Here is a 23,166-nt window from a genome sequence, read left to right on the forward strand (position 1 = left end):
TTAAGAAAGCCTAATATAGGAGGTTGAAACATGATAAAAACATTGAAATATATACTTTCAGCATGTGCATTGATGTTTGTTCTTGCAGCTTGTGGTGCAAATGAAGAAGGTATGGACAATGATGTAGCAGATAATAACAACAATGTTGAGGATATAACGTATAATCGCGGAGATAACGGAGGCGGTTATGGGTTAAATATGGGCGACCGAGATCGCGATAACAATCGTTTTGATGTACAAACAGAACTGCGCAAATATGTAGTCCCTTTCGGTGGAAATGGAGACGCGCAATATGAGCGTATGGAACGTTACAACCGAGGTGCAGCACCAGATCAAGGTAATGGAGATGCAAGACAATATGCACAAACTCCAGAACGTAACCAAGGTCAAAAAGGAACTCAACAGCAGCAACAACAGGACACGAATCAAAAAGCAAAAGAGAGCCAACAGTCTGATGGCTTTAAGCAACAGGTTGTTGAACTAACGAACAAAGAGCGTCAAAAGAACGGTCTTCCTAAATTAAAAGCATACGATGAGTTAGCTCAAGTGGCTCAAAAGAAATCCCAAGACATGGTAAACAAAGGATACTTCTCACACAACTCTCCAACGTACGGAAGTCCTTTTGAAATGATGCAAAACTTTGGAATTGATTATAAAACTGCAGCTGAGAACATTGCTGCTGGTCAAGATTCACCTGAAGAAGTTGTGCGTAAATGGATGCAAAGTGCCGGTCACCGTAAAAATATTTTAAACAAAAGCGTAACACACATTGGAGTCGGAGTGGCAGAAGGCGGAGAGATGGGCATCTACTGGACACAAATGTTTATTCAAAAATAAGTGGATTGGCCGCATACTTTTGGTATGCGGCTTTATTTATAGGCAGTAACTAACAGTCTCTACCATTTGAATGTTTCAGCACATATCTTTTATAATAGACGTATCGAAAAAAGCAGATGTAAGAAAGACCACAAGGGGAGCCGGAATGGCTGAGATTGAACATTTGTTCTAACCCTTTGAACCTGTTAGTTAATTCTAGCGTAGGGATGTGGCTTTATTGATGGCGCAATGCAAAAGGACTTCCATCTTAAAGCTCTCCCTTGCATTGCTTTTTTTGTGGAAAAATTTAATTGGGGAGGCGTTTTTATTATGAAAAGAAGTCCTATTTTATTTTTAGTTGAAGTAGCATTGTTTTCGGCTTTAGGAGCAGTTTTAAGCTTACCGTATTTATCAATTCCGCTATGGCTTCAGGGAGGATCGATCTCATTTGCCATGGTACCTATTCTGTTTATGGCATTTCGTTGGGGATTAAAAGGTGGATTGCTTTCGGGGTTATTAATCGGATTGTTTAATTCCATTTTAGATCCCTTTATTGTTCACCCCGCTCAATATGTATTAGATTATCCTGTAGCCTTTTTTGTAGTTGGTTTTGCAGGTATCTTTTCATCAGCTGTGAAAAATGCTGTATCGCAAGGAAATATTAAACGATTCACGTTGTATCTCACCCTAGGAGCATTTGTTGGGTGCACACTCAGATTTTTAAGTCATTTTGCTTCAGGAATCATCTTTATTGATTACTTTATGCCAGATGGTGTTCCTGGATCCGTTTGGATGTACTCATTGACGTATAATATTGGTTATATGCTTCCATCCTTTATCATTAGTGCAATTGTGCTAAGCATCTTACTATATAAACAACCAAGATTCCTGCATGTGAATTCTAAACACGCTAACAGACCCGTTCATTCTAATTAAATACGGGTCTGTGTCTAAGATTGTCATAAATTGATTTACGGAATTTTGTTTTATCACTAGGAATTAGGGAACTTGAACAGTGTTAGCCTAATTCAGAAAGTGGTGAATCATCTATGAGTACACCGAATCCAAATCATTTAAATGGACAAGTTTTCTTAGCGAAGCTTTTAACCCAATATGCATTAATTCATGAAAAGACAATCGGTTCTGCAGCTGAAGAATATATCCGTCAATTAGGTTTAAGAACAGGCGAATGGTTAGAAGGTTATTATAGTGAGAAGAATGAACAATGGACAGTAGAGAAGTACGTAAACGTTATTATTGATTTAAAGAATAAAATCGATGGTCATTTTGAGATTGATACAATTGAATCCGATCATATTGTGGTAAAAGCGCATAAGTGTCCTTTTGGAGAATTAGTAAAAGATTCACCTCATTTATGTGCTATGACATCAAGTGTTTTTGGTGGAATAGCCGCACGACGATTTGGTTATGGTAAAGTTGATCTTCGCCAAAGGATTGCAGATGGGGATCCAATTTGTGAAGTAGCCGTTTATTTTAATGAAGACGATGAGCTTCCGGGTGATGAATATAAAGATATTCCAGTGACACCTGAAAACGGCGATCCTTTCCATTGGGAAGAAGAGACCATTAAAATGCTGGGTGAGGAATTACGTAGAAGTGATGAAATGATCGAATCCTTAGTTTCCGAATTGGAAGATTTACGTGCACAAGTGAAGAATCAATCATAAAATATAAATGCAAAAGGGCTGTTCTAATTAAGGGAACAGCCCTTTTGCTATCAATTGTCCTTATCGTTACCTTCAAGACGCCCTATCGCTTCTTTTGCAAGCATGGTTAAGACCATATCATCCATAGGCGGGTTATGAAGACCTGCTCTTACATCGCGGTAATACTTTTCAAACGGATAGCTTTTCGAAAGTCCTCTGCCGCCAGCAATTCTCATAGCAAGATCAACCACTTCATTCGCTGTGTTCGTTGCAGTTGTTTTGACTGCTCCCAGAGAACTGGAAAGGCTAGGGCGTTTTTCAGGTTGTTCATCCCATTGCCTCGCTATTGAGTACATAAAGTGTCGAGCTTGTGTAAGCTTTAATTCCATCTCTCCGATTTTTTGTTGAATGTGAGCCACTTCAGAAATCGGTGTGTCTAAACTGTTAGGCTGAAAGTTTTTGGCAAACTCAATAGCATCTTGACTAGCAGCCAGGGCAATGCCTAAATAACAAGCAGGTATATGAAGTAACCAACCTTTTGGACCTTTAGGTTGTTCATCCTTTCGCTCAACGAAATAATCTTCAGGGACTTTAACATCTTCTAATACTAAATCATGACTGCCCGTTCCACGCATACCAAGAGTATCCCAGGTTTTATCTACTTTAACGCCTTTTAGATCAAGAGGGGTAAAGAACCAACCAACTTCATCTAATTCCGGAATGAAGGCGTTGATAATTGCATAATCCAATACACTGGCCATCGTCGTGAAAGTTTTTCGTCCAGAAATGATGTAATGACCATTTTCATAGTGAGCTGTGGTTTCAGGTACACCACCACGTGTTGGGCTCCCTGTAGCAGGTTCTGATGCAGCACGATTCACAAGTACTTGAGAAGTTGCAACCTCTTCGGCTAGCTTTTTATAGATTGGCCGCTCTAATAAGGATTCATCTCGAAGTTCCATTAGAATACCAAGATGCCATCCTACTGACAGAGCTGCTGGACCATCCCCCATCGCTAATCGTTCTTGCATGAGTAAAAATTCATATAAGGAAAGACCTTCACCGCCATAGTTCTCAGGAATCGTCAATGAAAGGTAGTGTTCATTTTGAAAAATCTTTACATTATCTTGAGAAAAATCTGCATTCAGGTCATTGATGGTAGATTGTTTACGTACTTTGTTGGCAATTTCTCCAGCTTTTTGGACGAGGCCTTCCTGCCGTTTATTGTGAACAAACGTTTTATATAATTCCTTCATATCAATCACTCCTTAAATCGAGGTACCTTCTAAAATCATATTAAACTTATCGGGATTATGCTAATGAAATGTTTCACAATAGGAGCTTCATTTTTGTTAAAATAGGAGAGTATCAATAAATGTTCTAAGAAGTTCAATTTTACGTTTGAAAAGAGGATATGTTTGACTTAAATCCACCTTTTTTTGTCTGTTTTTTTCGATCCTACTACATTTACGAATGAAGTTATTCTACAATAAATTATATCTTGAACATATGAAGGTGATGAAAATGGATTTAGATATTCACAAAGCCAAGATATTTATTGTAGATGACCACGGACCTAATGTCTTACTTTTAAACAAATTACTTAAGGTTAATGGATTTCATAATATTGTCGAAACCGTTGATGTTCGTGAGATGTTTTCCCTTTATCACCGAGAACAACCTGACTTAATATTATTAGATCTCAAAATGCCTTATATAGATGGATTTGATATATTAGAACAATTCTCTCGCTATGAGAAAAAACCCTATACACCCATTATTGTAATTACAAGTCATGATGAAATGATCAACAGGGAAAAGGCGTATAAGTTGGGTGTTCAAGATTTTATAGCCAAACCATTTGATGTAAAAGATGTCATACATCGAATTCAGTGTGCTTTGAAAACAAGCAACCAAACCTAATGAGGTGCCTTAAACATGCAAGAAAATCAAAGAATGTCTCTAATGAAGTGGATATGGCGATCTTTTTTAAGAATCGCTCTAATCCCTCTTTTTGTAGTTGAATTAGCGTTTATAAGTATATATTTCTTTTCAAATGACTGGGCGAATGACGTCATGATGAAATTGTTCAAAGATGAAGCCCAAGAAGATCTATTACATACGGTAAGTCGGGAATCAAAAGTGATTACCATGCAACTAGAGTCGATTTCTAAAACTACAAACTTATATCGTCAAGAAGTTGAGGAGTCATTAAAGAATCGATCTCTTTTTACAGAAGAGGATCAAGCACGACTTCAATATTCCAGTGAGGGTGTGTATCATACCTTTCGTAATTTAAAAGAAGGTGGAGCAGCTGTTTTTTATAGTGGTGCAACTACACCTGACCACAATTTACAAAAAGTTGCTCGGCTCCTTACGACACAAGATCTGATGAAGCATATATACAAAACAGAACCACTAGCAGAAGCCGTTTATTTTAACACTTATGATTCACTGAATGTTATGTATCCTTATTATGATGTTATGGATCAAATAAATCCAAAAACGCTCATTCCTCAATTTAATTTTTATTATGAGGCTGATCAAGACCATAACCCTTCTCGGGAAACGAAGTGGACAGATGTATATTTAGACCCAGCCGGGAATGGATGGATGGCGTCATCGATTGCCCCCGTATATAAAGATGATTTCTTAGAAGGTGTGGTAGGGGTTGATGTTACGATTGATACGATTAGAGATCGTATATTGGATTTAGATATTCCATGGGAAGGTTTCGGAATGCTAGTTGGAAAAGATGGGACAATTTTGGCTCTTCCTCAAAAAGGTGAAGTTGTTTTTGGGTTAAATGAGCTGAATGAATATGCTTATGATCAACAAATTCATACCAATACATTTAAACCAGAAAAATTCAATCTGTATAACCAAGATGAAACGAAGCATTTTGCGAAGATATTACCTGAAGCCAAAAAAGGGCTAACCATGGCCAATTTCAATGGTGAAGACCATTTTTTAGCTTGGTCTACCGTTGAAGGGACTGGATGGAAGTTTATTTCTGTAGTGGATAAAGAACAAATCTTTAATGATCTTTTCTTATTAGACCGTAAGTTGATGAAAATTGGGGCATTAATGATATTTGGTCTTATTCTTTTTTATTTAATATTTTTCATGTTTCTATATAAACGAGCTCAAAAGTTATCTCATTCTATATCTGATCCCCTTTATGATATTAATAAGCTGGTTCGTGAGATTGGAGCAGGTCGTTATTATCAAAAGGATGAATCATTTCGTATAGAGGAGTTAGATGAAACAGCTACAAGCATCACAAGTATGGGACAAACGCTTGGTACGGCAAATGAGGAGTTATATAAAGCTCAGGAAGAACTGAAGGAAAAGGAATCCGATCTAAGAGCATTAGTTTCCTCAATTGATGATGTCATTATGAGAGTAGATGAGAATGGAACGTACCTAAATATATGGACGAATGATGAAAAGAAATTACCAAAGACCAAAGATAAATTAATAGGTACAAGAATCAATGACGTATTTTCTGAGAAGGATGCTTTATTCTTCATGGTCACGATACGCGAGGTACAGGAATTAGGTCAGCCTAAAACAGTTGAATATCAAATTGACACATTAGCTGGTAAACGGTGGTTTCAAGGGAGACTTGCTCCTATTGTAGACGAATCAGGTGAATTTCGTCATTTTGTATTAACAGCTAGAGATATTACGGATTTAAAAGAACTGCAAGAATCGTTAAGAAAAGCAAAAGAAGAAGCAGAGCAAGCAAGTAAGGCGAAATCGGATTTTCTATCCAGTATGAGTCATGAACTGAGAACACCAATGAATGCCATTTTAGGGTTCACACAGTTGTTAGAGTATGAAAAAGACTCGTTAACGACTTCTCAAAACGAGAGTGTTGAAGAGATTTTAAGGGCAGGAAATCATTTATTGACGCTTATAAACGAAATTCTTGACCTTGCTCGAGTAGAAGCTGGAAAATTAACTGTATCTCTAGAACCTGTAGAAGTTCAACCTGTGATAGAAGAAGTACTCGGAATAATTTCTCCTCTTGTTACTAATAAGAGGATTACGATCGATCATAATCTTAATGCGTGTAATGAAATATATGTCTATGCTGACCGTACAAGGCTGAAGCAAGTCTTACTGAATCTGTTGTCTAATGCTGTTAAGTACAATCAAGATGAAGGTTGTATTCGTGTGGAATGTTCCGTTAAGGAAGGAAAAGCGAATTTTCTAGTAGAAGATACTGGTGTTGGAATTGATGATCAGGAAATTGACCAAATCTTTGAACCGTTCACCAGAATTCTTGATGAGAAGATTATTGAAGGAACGGGAATTGGCTTAACGCTATCAAAACAGTTAATGGCTTTAATGAATGGAACTATCTCTGTAAAAAGTGAGTTAGGTGAAGGCAGTATGTTTTGGATAGATCTACCTGTAGTCGAAACCATTACGACTGACCCAATTCAAGAGGTTTCACAAGAGTCACCTGCCCTAACAGGGAGCGATGAAAAGAAAAAACTTCTTTATATAGAAGATAACCCAGCAAATTTGCATTTGGTACAAAAAATGCTTGCACATAAGTCCAACATTGAGTTTATGTCTGCCATGAATGGTGAAATTGGCCTGGAATTAGCACAAACTCACAGACCGGATTTAATTTTATTAGACTTAAATTTACCAGGGTTAGATGGATATGATGTCCTTTCTAAAGTTAATGATCACCCATCTACAAAAAGAATTCCTGTAATTGCAATTAGTGCAAATGCAATGCCAAGGGAGATTGAAAAAGGTATTGCAGCAGGGTTTCAGGATTATCTAACAAAACCACTCGAAGTAACAACTTTCCTTAATGTACTTGAAAAGCATCTATAGTTAAGCATTCAAAAACACGTCTTCATTCCTCTGTTGTGAAGACGTGTTTTTCCAATATCATGTATTGACCCCGAAATACTCCACAAAGAAAGTGTTTTCATTTATACTTAAGTTGAATATATAAGCTATATATAATGATTAATATTTTTGTGAAAACCGTGCTTTTCTAAGGATGATAAACATGACATATCGTATTTTAATTGCTGATGACCAAGAAGCGTCACGAAAAGTATTAAAACAAATGATTGATAAGGTTGCTTCTGACTCTTTTTCCATAATTGATGAAGCTGTGGATGGAGTGGAGTTAGTTGAAAAAGTAATACAGCATCAACCAGATTTAGTAATGTGTGATATTGAAATGCCACGTAAACGAGGTATTGATGCGATAAGAGAGTGCGTGCAAACGATGCCATCATTGGCATACATATTTACAACAGCACATGATAGGTTTGCCGTAGAAGCATTTGATCTTAATGCCTTAGATTATGTTATGAAACCTATTCAGATTAGTAGACTACACTTGGCTTTAAATCGAGCTAAAAAGAGACTCGAACAAAAACAAACAGAAGAAGCAGAGACACAAAAAGCGAATAATCGTATTCCGATCCGATTTAATCGCTCTCTGTATTATGTGCAAGTTGAAGATATCTTGTTCATCGAAAAGCGTGATCGTAAATCTGTGATTCATACACCTTATCAAAGCTATTCATCAACTGAAACGTTAGAGTATTTCTTAGATTTCTTGGATGATTCTTTCGTACAATCCCATCGATCTTTTATTATACATTTAACTCACATTTCTCATATTCAAACGTCTGGAAAAAGTTATCTTGTCTATTTTCATGGTTATGATACTCCGGCTCAAATCTCAAAGCAAAATATTCAACGTATCCATGAATTGATGAGCTACTTTCAGTCATGAAGAAATCTCATTTAAGGTACTTTTGTAGGGGGAATGTTATTAAAAGGGTTGTTTCCTGTTTCAATAGGTGCAAAAGATGTCTTTTAGGTGCATGTTCTTGTGTGAAATGACGTTAGAAATTTTGACCATTCTTGTTTGAAACTGCTATGGTAAGTATACGAGATGGAACAAGGATATTCTCCTTCATCTCACATAGTAGAGACAGAATTCCTTTTTATAAAGGAAAAGAGACGACTCCATAAATAGAGACTTAGAAAGCTATGCAGGATTCCCTGCGTAGCTTTTTTACGTTGTCAGAAACTTTTATTTTGACACGCTCGATTTTATCCTTGCATAGGCTATGGCACACACAGGGTGTGAGCCTAAAAGGATGGTGAGCCAGTTTGGAGTTAACCGTTACACATTGGTTGTATGCGATTATTACGCTTTTAATTATTGTTACAATGGTGTTCCGCAAAGGGGTTGTGCTCCCTACATTACTCGGTACGTTTATCATTGCATGGGTTTATAAGGGAGATCTTGTCGGTGGATTTACCGCTGTATTTAATGCAAACCTTGTAGCCGCTAAAGAGCTCTTCAACATTTTCTTGATCATTACGTTTATGGTGGCTTTATTACAAGCATTAAAAGATTTAGGTGCAGACCGCAGAATGATTCAACCCATTCAGCCGGTTATGAAAAATGGACATATCGCTTATTTCGTACTTGTCGGCGTCACATATGTCATATCTTTATTTTTCTGGCCGACACCAGCTGTTCCGTTGATTTGTGCGCTTTTAGTGCCTGCTGCTGTGAGAGCCGGATTACCAGCCATGATGGCAGCGATAGCAGTTGCTTTAGCAGGGCAAGGGATGGCTTTATCATCAGACTATATCATGCAAGTTGCTCCTGGGTTATCAGCAACTGCAGGGGGAATTGACAAGGAAATGATTGTAGATAAAGCCCTTGTTTTATCCCTTGTAACAGGATTTGTAGCGATTGGTTTAGCTTATCTCATGAATAAAAAGACGATTCGTAAAAAGGGAGACCCTAGAATCGAGCCAGAGTTGCAGTCACTTCAAGGATTAGGAAATGAAGAGACAACTCGTGAGCCCCAGAACAATGGCATTGGATTTTGGAGTAAGCTGTTTGCTGTATTAGTTCCGTTATCTATGCTATCGGTTATGGTATTTATGATTTCAACGAAACTTGGAACAGGTCGCATGGGTGGTTTTGAAGGAGGAGATGGAGCCGCATTTATTGGTGGGGTAGCTGTCATTTTGTTATTATTAGCTACCGTTGCTTTCGGCCGTCACAATGCACTTGATTATATTAGTGAACACATAACAGATGGGTTCGTGTTTGCTTTTAAAGCAATGGGTCCTGTAATCCCGATTGCTGGATTCTTCTTTTTAGGTAGTTCTGATTTTGCAGGTTCTATCTTATCATTAGGAGATGAAACGGCCCCTGCATTCTTGTTCGATCTGGTTCAAGCATCACAAGAAATTCTGCCACAAAGTACAGTATTGGCTGCCTTTAGTGTGTTGATTATAGGGATTATCACTGGGCTTGATGGTTCAGGGTTCTCAGGGTTACCTCTAACAGGTGCTTTATCAGGTGCACTTGCGAGTGGAGGAATGGATCCAGCGACACTAGCAGCAATTGGACAGATGGGATCGATCTGGACGGGTGGAGGTACTATCATCGCATGGTCATCCATGATTGCCATCGCAGGATTCTGTGGGGTACCTGTCATGGACCTCGTACGGAAAAACTTCATTCCGGTAATGTTGGGGTTATTAGCAGCAACGTTATTTGCGGTATTGATATGGTAAAAGATAAATAAGGACACATGTAAGGAAGTGTATGTAACCACATAGGATTATTCAATAGAATCCTATGTGGTTTTTATTGTGGGGACTAATACTTATTCAGTTATATGGCAGGATTGTTGAAGACTTGAAACTGAGAGGAGTCCGTTGCTATTGGGTAATTTGTTGCGGTCAGTGAAACGGCAAGCCTGTTGTTGCCCCACACGACGTGGGGTAGTTCTACGTTGCCACATGATGTGGCGGTTTTAGTAGAACCTCCATTGTATAGCCTAGCCTCCTCGTTCCTGCGGGGTCTCGTCTTGCCTTTGCTACCACGACAGTTTGCCGTTTCCTTCCCTCCACGCGATTATGGAAACTAACGGACCATAATTTTGCTATCCCACCTCATGTTGGTTGGAAATCATATTCAGAGAAGTTGTTCAGAGCCTTGTCATGATAGGGTTATACTACCTGGAAACAGAACACCTCATCCCAGAACTAAGGCGGTTCCGTTAATCTCCATTCGGCTAAGGCGGGCTGTGGAACGGGTTGACTCCTCCGGTAGAAAGGGCGAGCGAGATCCCGCAGGAACGAAGTGACGAGGAAGCTCGATCGGTCTTCCGGGGAAAGCAACCCGTTCCACAGCCCGCCGATCTGCACAAAAGCAACGGAACCATACGCACATTATCTCGAAACCAAGTCTTCCACATAAGGGGGCTTTAATGGAAGATCTAATTAAGATCCCAATATGTTTTTCTATGAAAATCATGAAACATTATCGTATCATAAGACGTAGAAAGTATTGTGAATATGAGCAAGAGAGGATGAAGTGAGTTATGTTTAAAAAAATGATGGCTAGTTTAGGAATCGGAGCAGCTAAAGTAGATACACAATTAGAAAAAGAACGCTATACAGCAGGTGAGGAAGTTCGCGGGAAGGTTGTTATGCAAGGTGGCAGTGTTGAACAACAAATTGATCGCATCAACCTATTCTTGATGACAGAAGTTGTAAAAGAGGTTGATGATCGCAAGGTACGTGAGGATGAAGTGGTTCACCGATTCAATATCACAGATTCATTCACTTTAGGTGAAGGGGAAGAAAAGGAAATTGATTTTTCTTTCACCCTACCACTCGATACGCCAGCAAGCTTTGGACGTCTTCCAATCTGGTTTCAAACAGGTTTAGATATTCCGAATGCACTAGACCCACAAGATCGAGACTACATTCATGTTGACCCTTCAGAAAATGTTCAAACAGTCCTTACAGCTGTGCAGCATGAATTAGGATTCAAGCTACGAAAAGTTGAAATGGAATATGCGCGCAACTATCAAATCGTACAGGAATTTGAATTCCAACCTGGAGGGAAGTTCCGTAGTGATTTAGATGAATTAGAAATTCTATTCTTCCCTAAGTCGGAAGGATTGGAGCTTTTCATTCAAGTGGATCGCCGTGCTAAAGGATTAGGTGGATTATTATCTGAAGCCTTAGACACTGATGAAAGCCATGTAAGAACGCACCTTTCTAATCAAGAACTTGCAGAAGGTGAAGAGGCAATCGCAAGTAAACTTGAACAATTAATTGAACGTTTTTCAAACTAAGCCCCACACAAAATAAAGCTAGAGCAGATTTAAATAATCTGCTCTAGCTTTTTCAATTATCTAGGAAATTATAAAATTGGTGGCTTGTGTATAACTCATTTATGAGAGCGTGGCCACGTCCAGCTCCAGCGCCCAGCAACGAATGGACTTGGGTCCACACGACGTGGGTCAGATAGACGTTGTCACAAGACGTGACGAACTTGGGCCTACAGGAAGTAGGTCAGATCGGTGTTGTCACAAGATGTGACGAAATTAACCGATCTTCCTTATTCCTTTCTCCGTTCGATAAGTCAACATCAAATTGCTTCACAAATTGTGTTTCTTTTACACATTTGATGACATGAAATTTTAGCGAAGGAGTGTTTCGACGTAGTTAAAATTTCTAGGTTAAAGTACCTCGGCAACTAAGCTTCAGTCTGCGCCTATTGGCTTGCCAATCAGCAAGTTTAGTTAATCTCACTACGAGCTCAGTCCAGTCCCTTCGTTGCTAAACGTGCGCTTGCGCTTTTATTCTTATACTGGTATTCGTTCTTTCTTCCCCATAACCTCTAAAAATACTTCAGCAAAATATGGGTCCCACTGTGTACCTTTACCTTCTTCAATGATCTGCAATGCTTTTTCAGAAGACATTCCTGTTCGGTAAGGACGGTCTGAAGTCATTGCATCATAGGCATCAGCTACAGCCATGATACGTCCGAATAAAGGGATGTTATCTCCGCTTAAGCCTTCCGGATATCCTTTTCCATCATACCGTTCGTGGTGGTATTTTACCCCAGGTAACAAAGGTTGCAAGTCTTGAGGTAAGTTCACCTGTTCCAGAATATTTGCCCCTATGACAGGGTGTTGTTTAATTTGTTCAAATTCATATTCATCTAGTTTGCCATCTTTGAGTAACACGTCATCCCGTATGCCGATTTTACCAATGTCATGCAAGAGAGCAGATTTTCTTAAGAGGTCTACCATTTCCGATGAAAAATCTGCCTTTTGAGCAATCATAACACTGTAGTCTGCAACACGTTGAGAGTGTCCTGCTGTGTATGGATCTCGTGCATCAAGTGTAGCGGCAAAAACAGTAAAGAAGCTTTCAAGAAGTTGTTCATTACGTTGGTCACGGTCTTGTATACCAGAGACCATGTGGTTAAATCCTTGTACAAGTTGTGAAAACTCATCTGAATATGTATTCTCCATATGCTCAAAGTCTCCATTTCGAACCTGATTTAACCCATCACGCAAAGCATTGATAGGTTCTTCGATATTCTTGTAAACGAGCAAGGCTCCGCTAAGAGAGATTGCTAGAATCACGATTAGAATCATGGATGCCCAATTCCAATAATTCTGAAGAATATCTGTCTGGTTTTCAGCTAATCGTATTTGGGAAGCAAGAATGAACAAAACTATTGGAAATACTGCCGTAAATACAGATGTAACAAGAAGCTTTTTACGGATGCTCAAAAAGTAAGACTCATCAATGGAAAAATGACTCCCATATAGCTTCTTTGTACGAGCTGTAATATGTGATATTAGGGGCTTAACCGTTTGATAGGTTAGAAAAAATTCGATTAAAGCATGCATGACAGCTATTAAAGCAGCTCCAGCCCAAGCTAACAAGATATAATAATAAGGTAATTGAACAATATTAAAATAAATTAAAAAGGTTGTTAAGGACGAAGCAGGCACAGAAAGTCCAAAAAGGTGAGGGAGCAAAATGCGCTTAACGGTTAAAATCGGAAATCGGTGAGCTCTAATATACCCTTTTTCTAACTCTGTTATGGTTGGTGAAGATGTTTGGACAATCGTTTTGATAGGTCTAATATGTTTTTGGAATACGATAAATTCACAAGTAAGCATACAAAAAACAGATAGAGCCATAACAATTAATAAAGCAGTAATTTCTTGAGTACTTAACGTTAGTGTGTGAAAGATAAAAATACTCCCAACACCAAACACGGCAATAAAAGATCCGAGTATATAGTTGAGGAGCATTCTTCGTTGGAACGTGTTGAGAATAGGCATATAAAACACCTCTTTGTAGTTTAAAAGTACTAGTCCTTCCATTATAGCAAATTTAAAGCTAGATTGGTTGAAAATGTATTGACGTAGCCACTTAATTTTATTAGTATCAAATTAGATGAACATCGAATTAGGAGGTGTGGGGAATGCAATTAGATAAACTTGTTCATTTTCATAAGGCTTTAGGTGATCCAACAAGGATTCGAATTATTTCATTATTAAAGCAAGGTCCACTTCATGGTCAGGCTATAGCGAATAAACTTGGGTTAAAACCTCCTACGATCACACATCATGTTGCGAAATTACGAGATACCGGACTGGTTTACCAACGTCGAGATCGAAACACAATTTATTTTTATTTGGACCATAAGAAACTCGAAGTTAATGCAAATGCGATATTAAAAATAGGGGAGGAAACAAGAGTGACTCAAGAAATGCAAGTTGAGGAAAAAGATAAACTATCCATTATTAAAAATTTTTTCGATGCAGATGGAACTTTAAAGCAAATTCCAAGCCAGCAAAAGAAGAAACTTGTAGCCCTTGCATACATGATTCGTCAATTACAACCTGGTAAAACCTATAATGAAAAAGAAATAAATGAATACATCAAACAATATCATGAAGACTTTGCTACGATTCGACGCGAATGGGTTATGCATCACTTTATGTATAGGGAAAATGGTCAGTATGAGCTTAACCCAAAAGAAATGTGGCCTGTGGTATTTTAAGACGCATACAATCGACCTCCGTTTTTTTACTCATTCTAATTTGATGCTTATCTAAATTCCTGAGACCAACCTATCATTTTGTCGAATTATGTATTGAAAATTCTGAATTTTTATATGATAATAGATAAAAGGGATAAAGAGAGACCCCAGAGGAGGCGACATGTATTGACCTTCAAAGTGATTGCATACTACAACCGGGCCACAAAGATAAGTTTTGAGAAGCCAAGTCCTACAAGGGAAGAACTTGTGTTTTATGATTATGATGCCGCCAAACGTTTTGTGAGTCGCTTAAAGGATGATTGGGTCTACAGTCGTTATCGTTTCCAGATTGTTAATGTACATGGGGAGTTGGTCCCTCCGACAACTAGAGTTGAACCTTCAAGATCGTTAGTTTGTCAGTAAACATAAGATTTTAAGACGGAAGAGCATATGCTTTCCGTCTTTTTTATCGTCAAAGAAATTATAAAATATATAGCTTTTATGGCTAAGCTTTAATTAGAATTGGGCCCCAACCAGCTCCAACGTCCAATAAATAGTATCCTTTTTGCCGCTATTGTTCTTTACTTTAATACATTTTGTAATACATCAACGTGTTGACGGTCCTCATCTAGAATAGATTCTACGATTCTTTTGCTTTCCGGATCTAAGTCTCCTTTTACAATTTCCTCAGAAACCTCTACTCCATAATATCCTTCTCCTTTAAGAGCGGATTGTAATATACCTTGAGTGTCATTTGGAGCAGTTACACGGCTGATAATTCCTTGGATAGAACCAACGAACCCTTCATCATCAACAGGGGTACCACCTAAATCCTGAATGCGTTCAGCAATCTTTAAAGCATGTTGTTTATGGTCCTGTTGAATTTGTTGCAACAGCCCTTTAACTTCAGGATCTCCTGCTCGTTGAATAAGATGCTCATAAGCATGAATACCCATATATTGTCCTTTCAAAAACGCATTTAATTCTTTTACAACGTCTTGATTCATGATTCATCACCTCACTCGATAGTTTGGCATGAACATTCAAATTTATTCCTAGCGAAAAGGTATTTCAATGCAAACATAGAAGTATTAACAAGATCAAACATTAATGAAAGCAGGGAATTTTAATGACGAGTCAACTATCCCCCATGTTCAATTCGAACAAAAAGCTTCATCCTTCTTTTGAATCGTTATATCAATACGTAGACGAACATGGAGAAATAAATGGCGCTACAGCATCAGCGGTTTATGTTTTGAAGGGAAATACTATTGTTGGTGAATGGTATAAAGGGTATCATGACCAAACTCATACAAGAGAGGTCCAACCGAATTCACGGTTTAATGTTTTCTCAGTACGAAAAAGTTACATAGGCTTAGCTTTATCCATTTGCATACATAGAGGATTTATTAACGATTTAGATGATGAAGTATTTGATTATGTACCAATGGAAGCTGCAAAAGGCATTAGATTTCGGCACATCGTAACGCATACTCATGGATTAGATTTTGAGGAGGGGGGTTATAAAAAGCTTTTTGAACCAGGGACTGACTGGGTTTATAACGGAGCAGGTTTAGAGCTATTGTATCAAGCTATCTTCAATGCAACAGGACAAACTGTAGCAGAGGTTTTAAGAGAAAATGTTTTCAACCAATTATCTATGAAGGAGACCGGGTGGTTGTCGGAACCAAATCCTGAACTAGTTCGTGACATTTTGGATGATAATAAAGAAAGTTTACGACTAGGCGACTTATCAGGTAATGAGAAAAATTTATATGTGAGTGCTAGAGATTTAGCTTTTTGGGGCTACCTTCAATTAAATAAAGGTTGTATAGGAGACGAACAACGATTACCTGAAGAATGGTTTGATCTAATCCGAAAGAGTCAAAATCCTGATCCATCAGTACCTATTCCGCATCATAGCCTTTTTTGGTGGATTCAAAAAGATCGATATCCCTATTCTGAAATCGGAGAAAACGTACCAGATGAATCCCTGCAAATCTTGGGGAAGTCAGGATGTGTTTGTTTAGCTATTCCAGAATATAATGCTGTAGTCGTTCGGATGTATAACAAAAGAGGAAATCCCCCTGGGTACGACTACTTACAAGATATAAATGGTTTAGGCGATTTAGCTATTTCTATTTTTGAAAAAGGGGGGTTCACAGATGATCGGAAGTCCAAATAAATTCGGTTATCAAATTGAACAGTTTTATAATAGTAGAAATTATTCAATAGATGACTTTATCCTTTCAGGTTCATTTGTAATTGCTCGAAAAGACGGTAGAACATTATTGTGTCATAACCATAAGCGTGAACAATGGGAGTTACCAGCCGGAAAAAGAGAACCTGGCGAAACACCTTGGGAATGTGCGGAGCGTGAATTGAAAGAAGAAACAGGTCAAGTGGTTAGTGGTTTATCATGGATTGGTGTAATGAAGCTTGTTAACAAAGAGAATGGAAAAGAAAAGTATAACCCTGTTTTTACTGGAGTGGTTGAAAAGTTACAACCATTTCATGAGAATGAAGAAACCGATGCAATTGTGTTTTGGGATGGAGAAGAACGTATAGGAGAAGTTGATGAAGTAGATGTAGCATTATTACATAAAATTTTTTAAATATTTTTGAAACATACAACTTTATTTACCCGTAAATATTTAAAAGTTATGGAAAACATGGAATATTAAGAGTGGTATTCCTCGGTGTGAACTTGTGAGAGTTGCCCAGATACACAATCTATGTCCGAGTCATTAATAAGAATTCTTAAGGAAAGTGATGTAGGAGAGGTTGTGGGTCAGTCAACTAAAGGAGATCTTGGTGGAGTAATAGAATTTCAGCTTCCTAACTATATCACTTCCACAGACTTATCAGGTTAACTCTGATACCTATAGTATTCAACCTGACTACCTTGTTGAACCAAGCTTGAAAGCAATTCATGAAGGTAGAGATGAATATATCGAAAAAGCTATACAAGTCATTAAGGATAAGCAATAAATTACATGATAAATCATATAAAATTAGTATAGTTAATAGGCGACAATCCCCAGTCTAAATATCGGGAAGAAAAGCTCAGAATTTATTTATTCTGGGTTTTTTTATCTCATCATTAAGTACCATGTTCACTAAATTTCCTCTTTAATAAAATCCTGTTTTCGATTTTATATATATTGAATGTTTAAAGCCATAACACTAGTGGTAAAGAATTCATACTAAGTTTTTTTATGACAATTTATATTACATACAGCTATGAAATTCAACGATTTTAAATTAGTCTAAGGGGGAACGGACGTGCAGGAGCATACGATCGTAAATGTTGATGGTAAAGAATTGCTAGCCAAGCCGGGACAATCTTTGATTCAATTACTGAATGAGGCTGAAGTTGAGGTACCTCAGATTTGTTACCATGAAGCGCTTGGTGCAATAGAAACCTGTGACACTTGTGTAGTAGAAGTAAACGGAGAGTTGAAACGGGCTTGCGGAACAAAAGTTGAGGCAGGTATGGAGGTTTTTACACAAAAAGAGCTTGTGCAATCTTCTCAAAAAGAAGCGTTAGATCGGATTATGCAAAAACACGAACTCTATTGTACAGTTTGTGATTATAACAACGGTTCATGTGAAATTCATAATGCAATGGCTGATTTCGGAATCGAACACCAATCGAAGCCATTTGAGCCAAAACCATATGAGGTTGATCGTACTGGCTCCTTTTACAGATATGATCCAGATCAATGTATTTTGTGTGGTCGATGTGTAGAGGTATGTCAGGATATTCAGGTCAATGAAACATTAACGATTGATTGGGAGCGACAACAACCACGCGTAATCTGGGACAATGATGTTCCAATTGATCAGTCCTCTTGTGTAAACTGTGGTCAATGTGTAACAGTTTGTCCATGTAATGCTCTAATCGAAACCAATATGGAAGGGGAAGCAGGTTTCATGACAGACCATGAGCCAGGCTTGCTTCGTTCCATGATTGAACTTACCAAAAAAGTTGAGCCTGGATATGGACCACTTTTCGCTGTGTCTGATACGGAAGCGAATATGCGTGAGGATCGAATTGAAAAGACCAAAACCGTTTGTACATATTGTGGGGTTGGTTGCTCATTCGATGTATGGACAAAAGGTCGCGAAGTCTTGAAAGTAGAACCTCAAATTGATTCACCAGCAAACTCTATTTCAACATGTGTAAAAGGGAAGTTCGGCTGGGATTACGTAAATAGTGATGATCGTTTAACGAAACCGTTAGTGCGAGATGGAGACCATTTTAAAGAAGTCGAATGGGATGAAGCCATTAACGTTATCGCTGAAAACTTCAATCGACTAAAAGTAGAGCATGGTGCAGATTCCATGGGCTTTATCTCTTCTTCTAAAGCAACCAATGAAGAATCTTATGTAATGCAAAAGCTTGCCCGCCAAGTGATTGGAACCAATAATGTTGATAATTGCTCAAGATATTGTCAGTCCCCAGCTACTAAAGGACTTTTCCGTACAGTTGGTCATGGAGGAGATGCTGGGTCAATTGAGGATATTGCTAAAGCTGAGCTTGTTATGACTATTGGGTCCAATACAGCTGAATCTCACCCTGTGTTGGCATCTCGAATCAAACGTTCCCAGAAGCTTTTTGGTCAGAAACTATATGTATTTGATTTACGTAAGCATGAAATGGGAAAACGTGCAGATGAATTTATTCAGCCAGCTCCAGGGACAGACCTTGTATGGTTATCCGCTGTAACCAAATATATAATCGACCAAGGCTGGCATGATAAAGAATTTATTGATACCTGGGTGAATGACTTTGAAGAGTACTATGAGAGCTTAAAGCCATTCACGTTGGAGTATGCAGAAAAAACAACAGGCATTACTCAAGAAATGTTAAAGCAAGTTGCGAAAGAGGTTTATGAAGCTGAAACGACTTCGATATGTTGGGCGATGGGCGTAACACAGCACCAACTTGGAAGTGACACAAGTACAGCCATTTCCAACTTGTTATTAGCTACAGGAAACTATAAAAAGCCAGGTGCAGGTGCTTATCCATTACGTGGTCATAATAACGTTCAGGGTTGCAGTGACTTTGGTAGTATGCCGAACTTTTTCCCTGGTTATGAAAAAACAACAGATGATGACGCTAGACAACGTTATGAAAACCTATGGCAGGTTGATTTACCAATAGACCCTGGTATGGATAACCACCAAATGATTGAAAACATACACGAGGGTAACTTAAAGAGTATGTTTATCCTTGGTGAAGATACAGGAATAGTTGATGCCAATATTAATTATGTAACAGCAGGTTTTGAGAAATTGGATTTCATGGTTGTCCAAGATCTATTCTTAACGAAAACAGCTGAATATGCTGATGTTGTTCTACCTGCTTGTAGTTCACTTGAAAAAGATGGTACGTTCACGAATACAGAACGCCGTTTCCAACGTATTTATAAAGCCATGGAACCACTCGAAGGCACAAAACCAGATTGGGAAATCATTCAGCTTATTGCAAAGGAATTAGGATATGATTGGGGTTATGATCACCCTGAAAAAATTATGGAAGAAGCGGCCTTTTTAACTCCATTGTTCGCAGGTGTAACATATGACCGTCTTGAAGGTTACAATAGCTTGCAATGGCCTGTAGCACCAGATGGAACGGATACACCATTATTGTATGAAGACGAATTCCCATTTGCAGATGGAAAGGCACGATTCTATTCCTTAAGCTATGAGAATCTTTATGAGACAAATGAAGAATTTGATCTCCATGTCAATAACGGAAGGTTACTTGAACACTTCCATGAAGGAAACATGACTTATAAAACACCTGGTATTGTTCGTAAAACACCAAATGCCTTTCTTGAAGTTTCACCAGAATTAGCTGAGGAACGGGGTATTGAAGAAGGAGCATTAGTTCGTTTAACATCACATGCTGGTTCTGCAACAGGAGAAGTACATGTTACCGATCGCGTGGCTGGAAAAGAACTTTACCTACCACTCAATGATAACGGTAAGTCGGCAGTAAACTTCTTAACGGATAATCGAGTTGATAAGGATACTAATACACCAGCCTATAAAGAGATTGCCGTTAAAATGGATGTCATTCGTAAGAAAGGGAAGTCACCCGTTCCAGATAACAATCACCGAAGAGGTAATCCACAACCTCAAATCAGTGTTGGAGTTGAACGAAAATGGGAGAGAGATGATTATACCTTCCCAGGAAATCAGGTGAGTCGAGATGGCTAAAGCAATATCGCGAATTAAACGAATGGAAATGACCCAAGAGCAAATACGCGCAAAAAAGGTCTCAAATCTTGAGGCGAAGATGGCAGACAATGCTGAATCGATTGAGAAAGCCATTGATTTAATTCGTACTCTAGATGAGGCTGGAACATTGGATACACTTAATGCGTTCGTAAAGCATAAAGAGGATGCGTTAGGTCACTTTGTCACTGAAGCAAACAAGCCGCGTTACTCAAAGACTTTTGAGAATTTGTTTGAGTTTGTATTTCTTATGGGAGATTTAGATGTTCAGAAGGTACGTGAGCTATCCCAACGTCTAAATCAAGGGTTAGAAGGCATGGAAGAAGGCAGTGAACTAGATGAAAAAACTTCTATGATGGATCTGATGAAGGCTTTAAAAGACCCGGAAATTAATCAGGGTATTACGATGATGCTGCACTTTATAAGAGGATTAGGGAAAAGAAATTAAAGGATTGTAGTTGGAAGCGAGTGAATTTGTAAAAAAATCACTCGCTTTTTCTTATGTCTTTTCCATTCTCTGTTAAAATAGGGGTGTAATGTAAAATAGAGGTGGTTTTGTGAGTCAGCTTTCTGAAGACCTTGCTTCCGTTCCAATAAAGAAAATCTTAATTTTTTTTACTGGTTTTGCCGTGCTTATATTATTGTTGACGGAAGAAATGCCGGTAGATTGGGCTGTGCCACCCTTTACAAGTTTGTTATGGGGATATGGGTTATACACCCTTTTCAAAAACGGATCCATTAAAAAAGGATTGCTATCACTGGGATTAGGTTCTATTCTAATTTTTTCATTTTGGATTTTATCGTCTACTGTGGAGTTGGGATTATTATTAGGGATAATCCTAATAAGTAGCATTATGTGGAATTACGAATGGTATAAGAAACGATTTGGAATCCAAATGCATGTATTTGATCAGATACTATTGAATGTTCGTACATTTTGGATTTATCTTGCTATCCTTCAAATTAGTAATCATATGTGGGGGATGGTAAATTTTTTAGCTATTATATTTATTTTATCTAGTATTACTCAAGTTTTTGTTGATATTCGATTGAATAAAAAGTTCAATTGGTTGAACAGTATTGTAGGTATAATTGTCGTCCTACTGGTTGTCATTAATTTTTTATCAAAAGGAGTCTAATCATGTTTTCTAATATCATGGCAGTTATCTTTTTAGGGTTGGTCGTTTACTTAATTGCTTCTGAGAAGAGTGAAGTTAACTCTAAAATAATTAAAGAGAGTAGAAAAGAAGCAAGAGCTAAAAAAGATATGCGTATGTAAAAAATTGTGAAAGGGGATTGCTTTGTTAGCCATTTTAGCGAACATCGGATTTACCTTACTTGTGGTTTATATCATTTACTTGGTCATCAAAAAGAATAAGCGAGACAAATTGATGCTTCATAAAGACAAAACCTCTGAAGAAATTGAAGCGGAACAAAATGTAACAAGAGAGAAGGCAAAAAGCTGGCGTGTTCCTCCTAATGGTGGTGGCGGTGGAGGAATGTAATTCTCTAAATAAAATGACTGCAACTTCCACATGCTATACCTTGAGGAGGGATACATGTGACCAAGAAGAAAAAGCGACAAAATCATAATGGCAGTCAAAAGGGGAAACCGACCAGTGATGCGAAAGATGCTGGTAATAACGTGATGTCAGCAGAAGAACTTGAAAAAGCCATTCACCCAACCCACACATCCATGAACGATGGATAAATGGATGTAGTAAAATGTACCGTACTCAACGTGTGAGCACGGTACATTTGTTTTAACTTTGGTTGTCACAGTAAATAATCATAGCTTTACGCAAGTATTGGGAGAATCCCTCTCCATGTTTATCAATGTATTTGGTGAATCGTGGGTCGTCGACATATAGGGCAGCTAAGCCACGATATATCTCCAAGCTACAATCGTAAAAGTAATCAGTGATAAATTGTTTCCAATTGCCAACAAGATCATCGTAGACTATTACGTAACGTGAGAGTCAACTTCCATTTTGCTTTTTTAATGCTTTTTTCAAAAGTCGTATTTGTCCTCTGTGATTTAGTTCATCCTCCATAACGTGGTACCACATGAAATGATAATTATAAGATACACCGTGAGGCCACTTGTACTCTTCCCAAAGCCATTGATCAGGCTTTTGTTGAAGCTCATGTTGTGTTTTTTCACGAATGAATGTTAAAAGTTCTATGTAATAGTCAACCGTGTTTCCTTGTATTTCTTTTCCTTTTTCCCCGAGTACAAGCGTTGGCTCCCACACTTCCCACTCTTCTTTAGTAAAATCTCTTCCTTCAAATGTTATAAGTTGATGAGCTTTTTCTATTCCAGCTATGTGCTGTAATAAGGAACCGATTGAGTTCTGAAATGAGGAGGGGCGTTGGTCGAGTTCTTGTGGTGTTAAATCTCTAATCTCCGATAAGGTTACATCCCGAGTGTGGTCTAGCATAGATACAAGGACTCCGATCTGAGGTGCATAATCCTTAATTGGTTGAATTCGATAATCAATAGACATATATTCTCTCCTTTCAAGTATAGTTCAGTGTACAGGAGGG

23 protein-coding genes and 1 riboswitch are annotated in these 23,166 nt (G+C 38.2%); of the genes, 18 read left to right on the forward strand and 5 right to left on the reverse strand.

What is annotated here, in order from left to right:
* The first annotated feature begins 30 nt into the window (after window positions 1-30).
* The 3 genes from GS400_RS07580 to GS400_RS07590 all read left to right on the forward strand — a co-directional run bounded on the left by GS400_RS07580 (window position 31) and on the right by GS400_RS07590 (window position 2,504).
* On the forward strand, window positions 31-837 hold the full coding sequence (locus GS400_RS07580) for a CAP domain-containing protein (RefSeq protein WP_236561194.1): 807 nt from the start codon (window positions 31-33) through the stop codon (window positions 835-837).
* A gap of 123 nt (window positions 838-960) precedes the next feature.
* A riboswitch (TPP riboswitch) is annotated at window positions 961-1,061 on the forward strand.
* Window positions 1,062-1,146: 85 nt separating this feature from the next.
* Window positions 1,147-1,752: an energy-coupled thiamine transporter ThiT gene (gene thiT / locus GS400_RS07585; protein WP_160100504.1), complete on the forward strand. Its 606-nt coding sequence runs from the start codon at window positions 1,147-1,149 to the stop codon at window positions 1,750-1,752.
* Window positions 1,753-1,865: 113 nt separating this feature from the next.
* Entirely contained in the window at window positions 1,866-2,504 is a 639-nt protein-coding gene (locus GS400_RS07590) for a methanogen output domain 1-containing protein (RefSeq protein WP_160100506.1), read from the forward strand.
* A 50-nt stretch (window positions 2,505-2,554) separates the two neighbouring features.
* Here the strand turns inward: GS400_RS07590 and GS400_RS07595 are convergent, their stop codons facing one another.
* Window positions 2,555-3,739: an acyl-CoA dehydrogenase family protein gene (locus GS400_RS07595; protein WP_160100508.1), complete on the reverse strand. Its 1,185-nt coding sequence runs from the start codon at window positions 3,737-3,739 to the stop codon at window positions 2,555-2,557.
* 253 nt (window positions 3,740-3,992) lie between these two features.
* Here GS400_RS07595 and GS400_RS07600 point away from each other — a divergent pair, with 253 nt between their 5' ends.
* From GS400_RS07600 to GS400_RS07620, 5 genes are all read left to right on the forward strand, one after another.
* Window positions 3,993-4,406 carry a response regulator gene (locus GS400_RS07600; protein WP_160100510.1) on the forward strand — a complete coding sequence of 138 codons (414 nt, stop codon included), beginning with the start codon at window positions 3,993-3,995 and terminating at the stop codon, window positions 4,404-4,406.
* 15 nt (window positions 4,407-4,421) lie between these two features.
* Complete coding sequence (locus GS400_RS07605) at window positions 4,422-7,343, forward strand: ATP-binding protein (RefSeq protein ID WP_160100512.1); 2,922 nt, start codon at window positions 4,422-4,424, stop codon at window positions 7,341-7,343.
* A 181-nt stretch (window positions 7,344-7,524) separates the two neighbouring features.
* A complete protein-coding gene (locus tag GS400_RS07610; protein WP_160100514.1) occupies window positions 7,525-8,265 on the forward strand; it encodes a LytR/AlgR family response regulator transcription factor in 741 nt (246 codons plus the stop codon).
* A gap of 383 nt (window positions 8,266-8,648) precedes the next feature.
* Window positions 8,649-10,079 carry a hypothetical protein gene (locus tag GS400_RS07615; RefSeq protein ID WP_160100516.1) on the forward strand — a complete coding sequence of 477 codons (1,431 nt, stop codon included), beginning with the start codon at window positions 8,649-8,651 and terminating at the stop codon, window positions 10,077-10,079.
* Window positions 10,080-10,891: 812 nt separating this feature from the next.
* On the forward strand, window positions 10,892-11,653 hold the full coding sequence (locus tag GS400_RS07620) for a sporulation protein (protein ID WP_160100518.1): 762 nt from the start codon (window positions 10,892-10,894) through the stop codon (window positions 11,651-11,653).
* A gap of 513 nt (window positions 11,654-12,166) precedes the next feature.
* On the opposite strand, the gene GS400_RS07625 is transcribed toward GS400_RS07620, so the two are convergent.
* Window positions 12,167-13,666, reverse strand: a complete 1,500-nt coding sequence (locus GS400_RS07625) for an HD-GYP domain-containing protein (RefSeq protein WP_160100520.1) — start codon at window positions 13,664-13,666, stop codon at window positions 12,167-12,169.
* 143 nt (window positions 13,667-13,809) lie between these two features.
* Here GS400_RS07625 and GS400_RS07630 point away from each other — a divergent pair, with 143 nt between their 5' ends.
* Window positions 13,810-14,391 carry a DUF2087 domain-containing protein gene (locus tag GS400_RS07630; RefSeq protein ID WP_160100522.1) on the forward strand — a complete coding sequence of 194 codons (582 nt, stop codon included), beginning with the start codon at window positions 13,810-13,812 and terminating at the stop codon, window positions 14,389-14,391.
* A 560-nt stretch (window positions 14,392-14,951) separates the two neighbouring features.
* Here GS400_RS07630 and GS400_RS07635 read toward each other — a convergent pair.
* Window positions 14,952-15,380, reverse strand: coding sequence for a ferritin-like domain-containing protein (locus GS400_RS07635; protein WP_160104553.1), 429 nt, complete (start codon window positions 15,378-15,380; stop codon window positions 14,952-14,954).
* 140 nt (window positions 15,381-15,520) lie between these two features.
* On the opposite strand from GS400_RS07635, the gene GS400_RS07640 reads away from it, so the two are divergent.
* The 9 genes from GS400_RS07640 (at window position 15,521) to GS400_RS20035 (ending at window position 22,330) form a co-directional block, all read left to right on the forward strand.
* Complete coding sequence (locus GS400_RS07640) at window positions 15,521-16,555, forward strand: serine hydrolase domain-containing protein (RefSeq protein WP_160100524.1); 1,035 nt, start codon at window positions 15,521-15,523, stop codon at window positions 16,553-16,555.
* Window positions 16,536-16,985, forward strand: a complete 450-nt coding sequence (locus GS400_RS07645; RefSeq protein WP_160100526.1) for an NUDIX domain-containing protein — start codon at window positions 16,536-16,538, stop codon at window positions 16,983-16,985. The genes GS400_RS07640 and GS400_RS07645 overlap by 20 nt, the downstream gene beginning before the upstream one ends.
* Before the next feature lie 120 nt (window positions 16,986-17,105).
* Window positions 17,106-17,243 carry a hypothetical protein gene (locus GS400_RS07650; RefSeq protein WP_160100528.1) on the forward strand — a complete coding sequence of 46 codons (138 nt, stop codon included), beginning with the start codon at window positions 17,106-17,108 and terminating at the stop codon, window positions 17,241-17,243.
* A gap of 412 nt (window positions 17,244-17,655) precedes the next feature.
* Complete coding sequence (fdhF, locus tag GS400_RS07655; protein ID WP_160100530.1) at window positions 17,656-20,601, forward strand: formate dehydrogenase subunit alpha; 2,946 nt, start codon at window positions 17,656-17,658, stop codon at window positions 20,599-20,601.
* Window positions 20,594-21,067 carry a helical membrane plugin domain-containing protein gene (locus tag GS400_RS07660; protein ID WP_160100532.1) on the forward strand — a complete coding sequence of 158 codons (474 nt, stop codon included), beginning with the start codon at window positions 20,594-20,596 and terminating at the stop codon, window positions 21,065-21,067. Before fdhF ends, GS400_RS07660 begins: the two co-directional genes overlap by 8 nt.
* A 109-nt stretch (window positions 21,068-21,176) precedes the next feature.
* Window positions 21,177-21,758, forward strand: a complete 582-nt coding sequence (locus GS400_RS07665; protein ID WP_160100534.1) for a hypothetical protein — start codon at window positions 21,177-21,179, stop codon at window positions 21,756-21,758.
* Between the two features lie 2 nt (window positions 21,759-21,760).
* Window positions 21,761-21,898 (forward strand): hypothetical protein, encoded by a 138-nt coding sequence (locus GS400_RS07670; RefSeq protein WP_160100536.1) that lies wholly within the window; start codon window positions 21,761-21,763, stop codon window positions 21,896-21,898.
* 22 nt (window positions 21,899-21,920) lie between these two features.
* Complete coding sequence (locus GS400_RS07675; protein WP_160100538.1) at window positions 21,921-22,124, forward strand: hypothetical protein; 204 nt, start codon at window positions 21,921-21,923, stop codon at window positions 22,122-22,124.
* A 56-nt stretch (window positions 22,125-22,180) separates the two neighbouring features.
* Window positions 22,181-22,330, forward strand: coding sequence for a hypothetical protein (locus tag GS400_RS20035; protein WP_201450142.1), 150 nt, complete (start codon window positions 22,181-22,183; stop codon window positions 22,328-22,330).
* Between the two features lie 52 nt (window positions 22,331-22,382).
* Here GS400_RS20035 and GS400_RS07680 read toward each other — a convergent pair whose 3' ends face one another.
* The gene (locus tag GS400_RS07680) at window positions 22,383-22,583 is read right to left on the reverse strand and encodes a TipAS antibiotic-recognition domain-containing protein (protein ID WP_160104554.1); all 201 of its coding nucleotides are present in this window, start codon (window positions 22,581-22,583) and stop codon (window positions 22,383-22,385) included.
* A gap of 15 nt (window positions 22,584-22,598) precedes the next feature.
* Window positions 22,599-23,126 (reverse strand): DinB family protein, encoded by a 528-nt coding sequence (locus GS400_RS07685; RefSeq protein WP_160100540.1) that lies wholly within the window; start codon window positions 23,124-23,126, stop codon window positions 22,599-22,601.
* Between the last annotated feature and the right edge of the window lie 40 nt (window positions 23,127-23,166).

The organism is Pontibacillus sp. HMF3514 (assembly GCF_009858175.1).
Lineage (GTDB): Bacteria > Bacillota > Bacilli > Bacillales > BH030062 > Pontibacillus.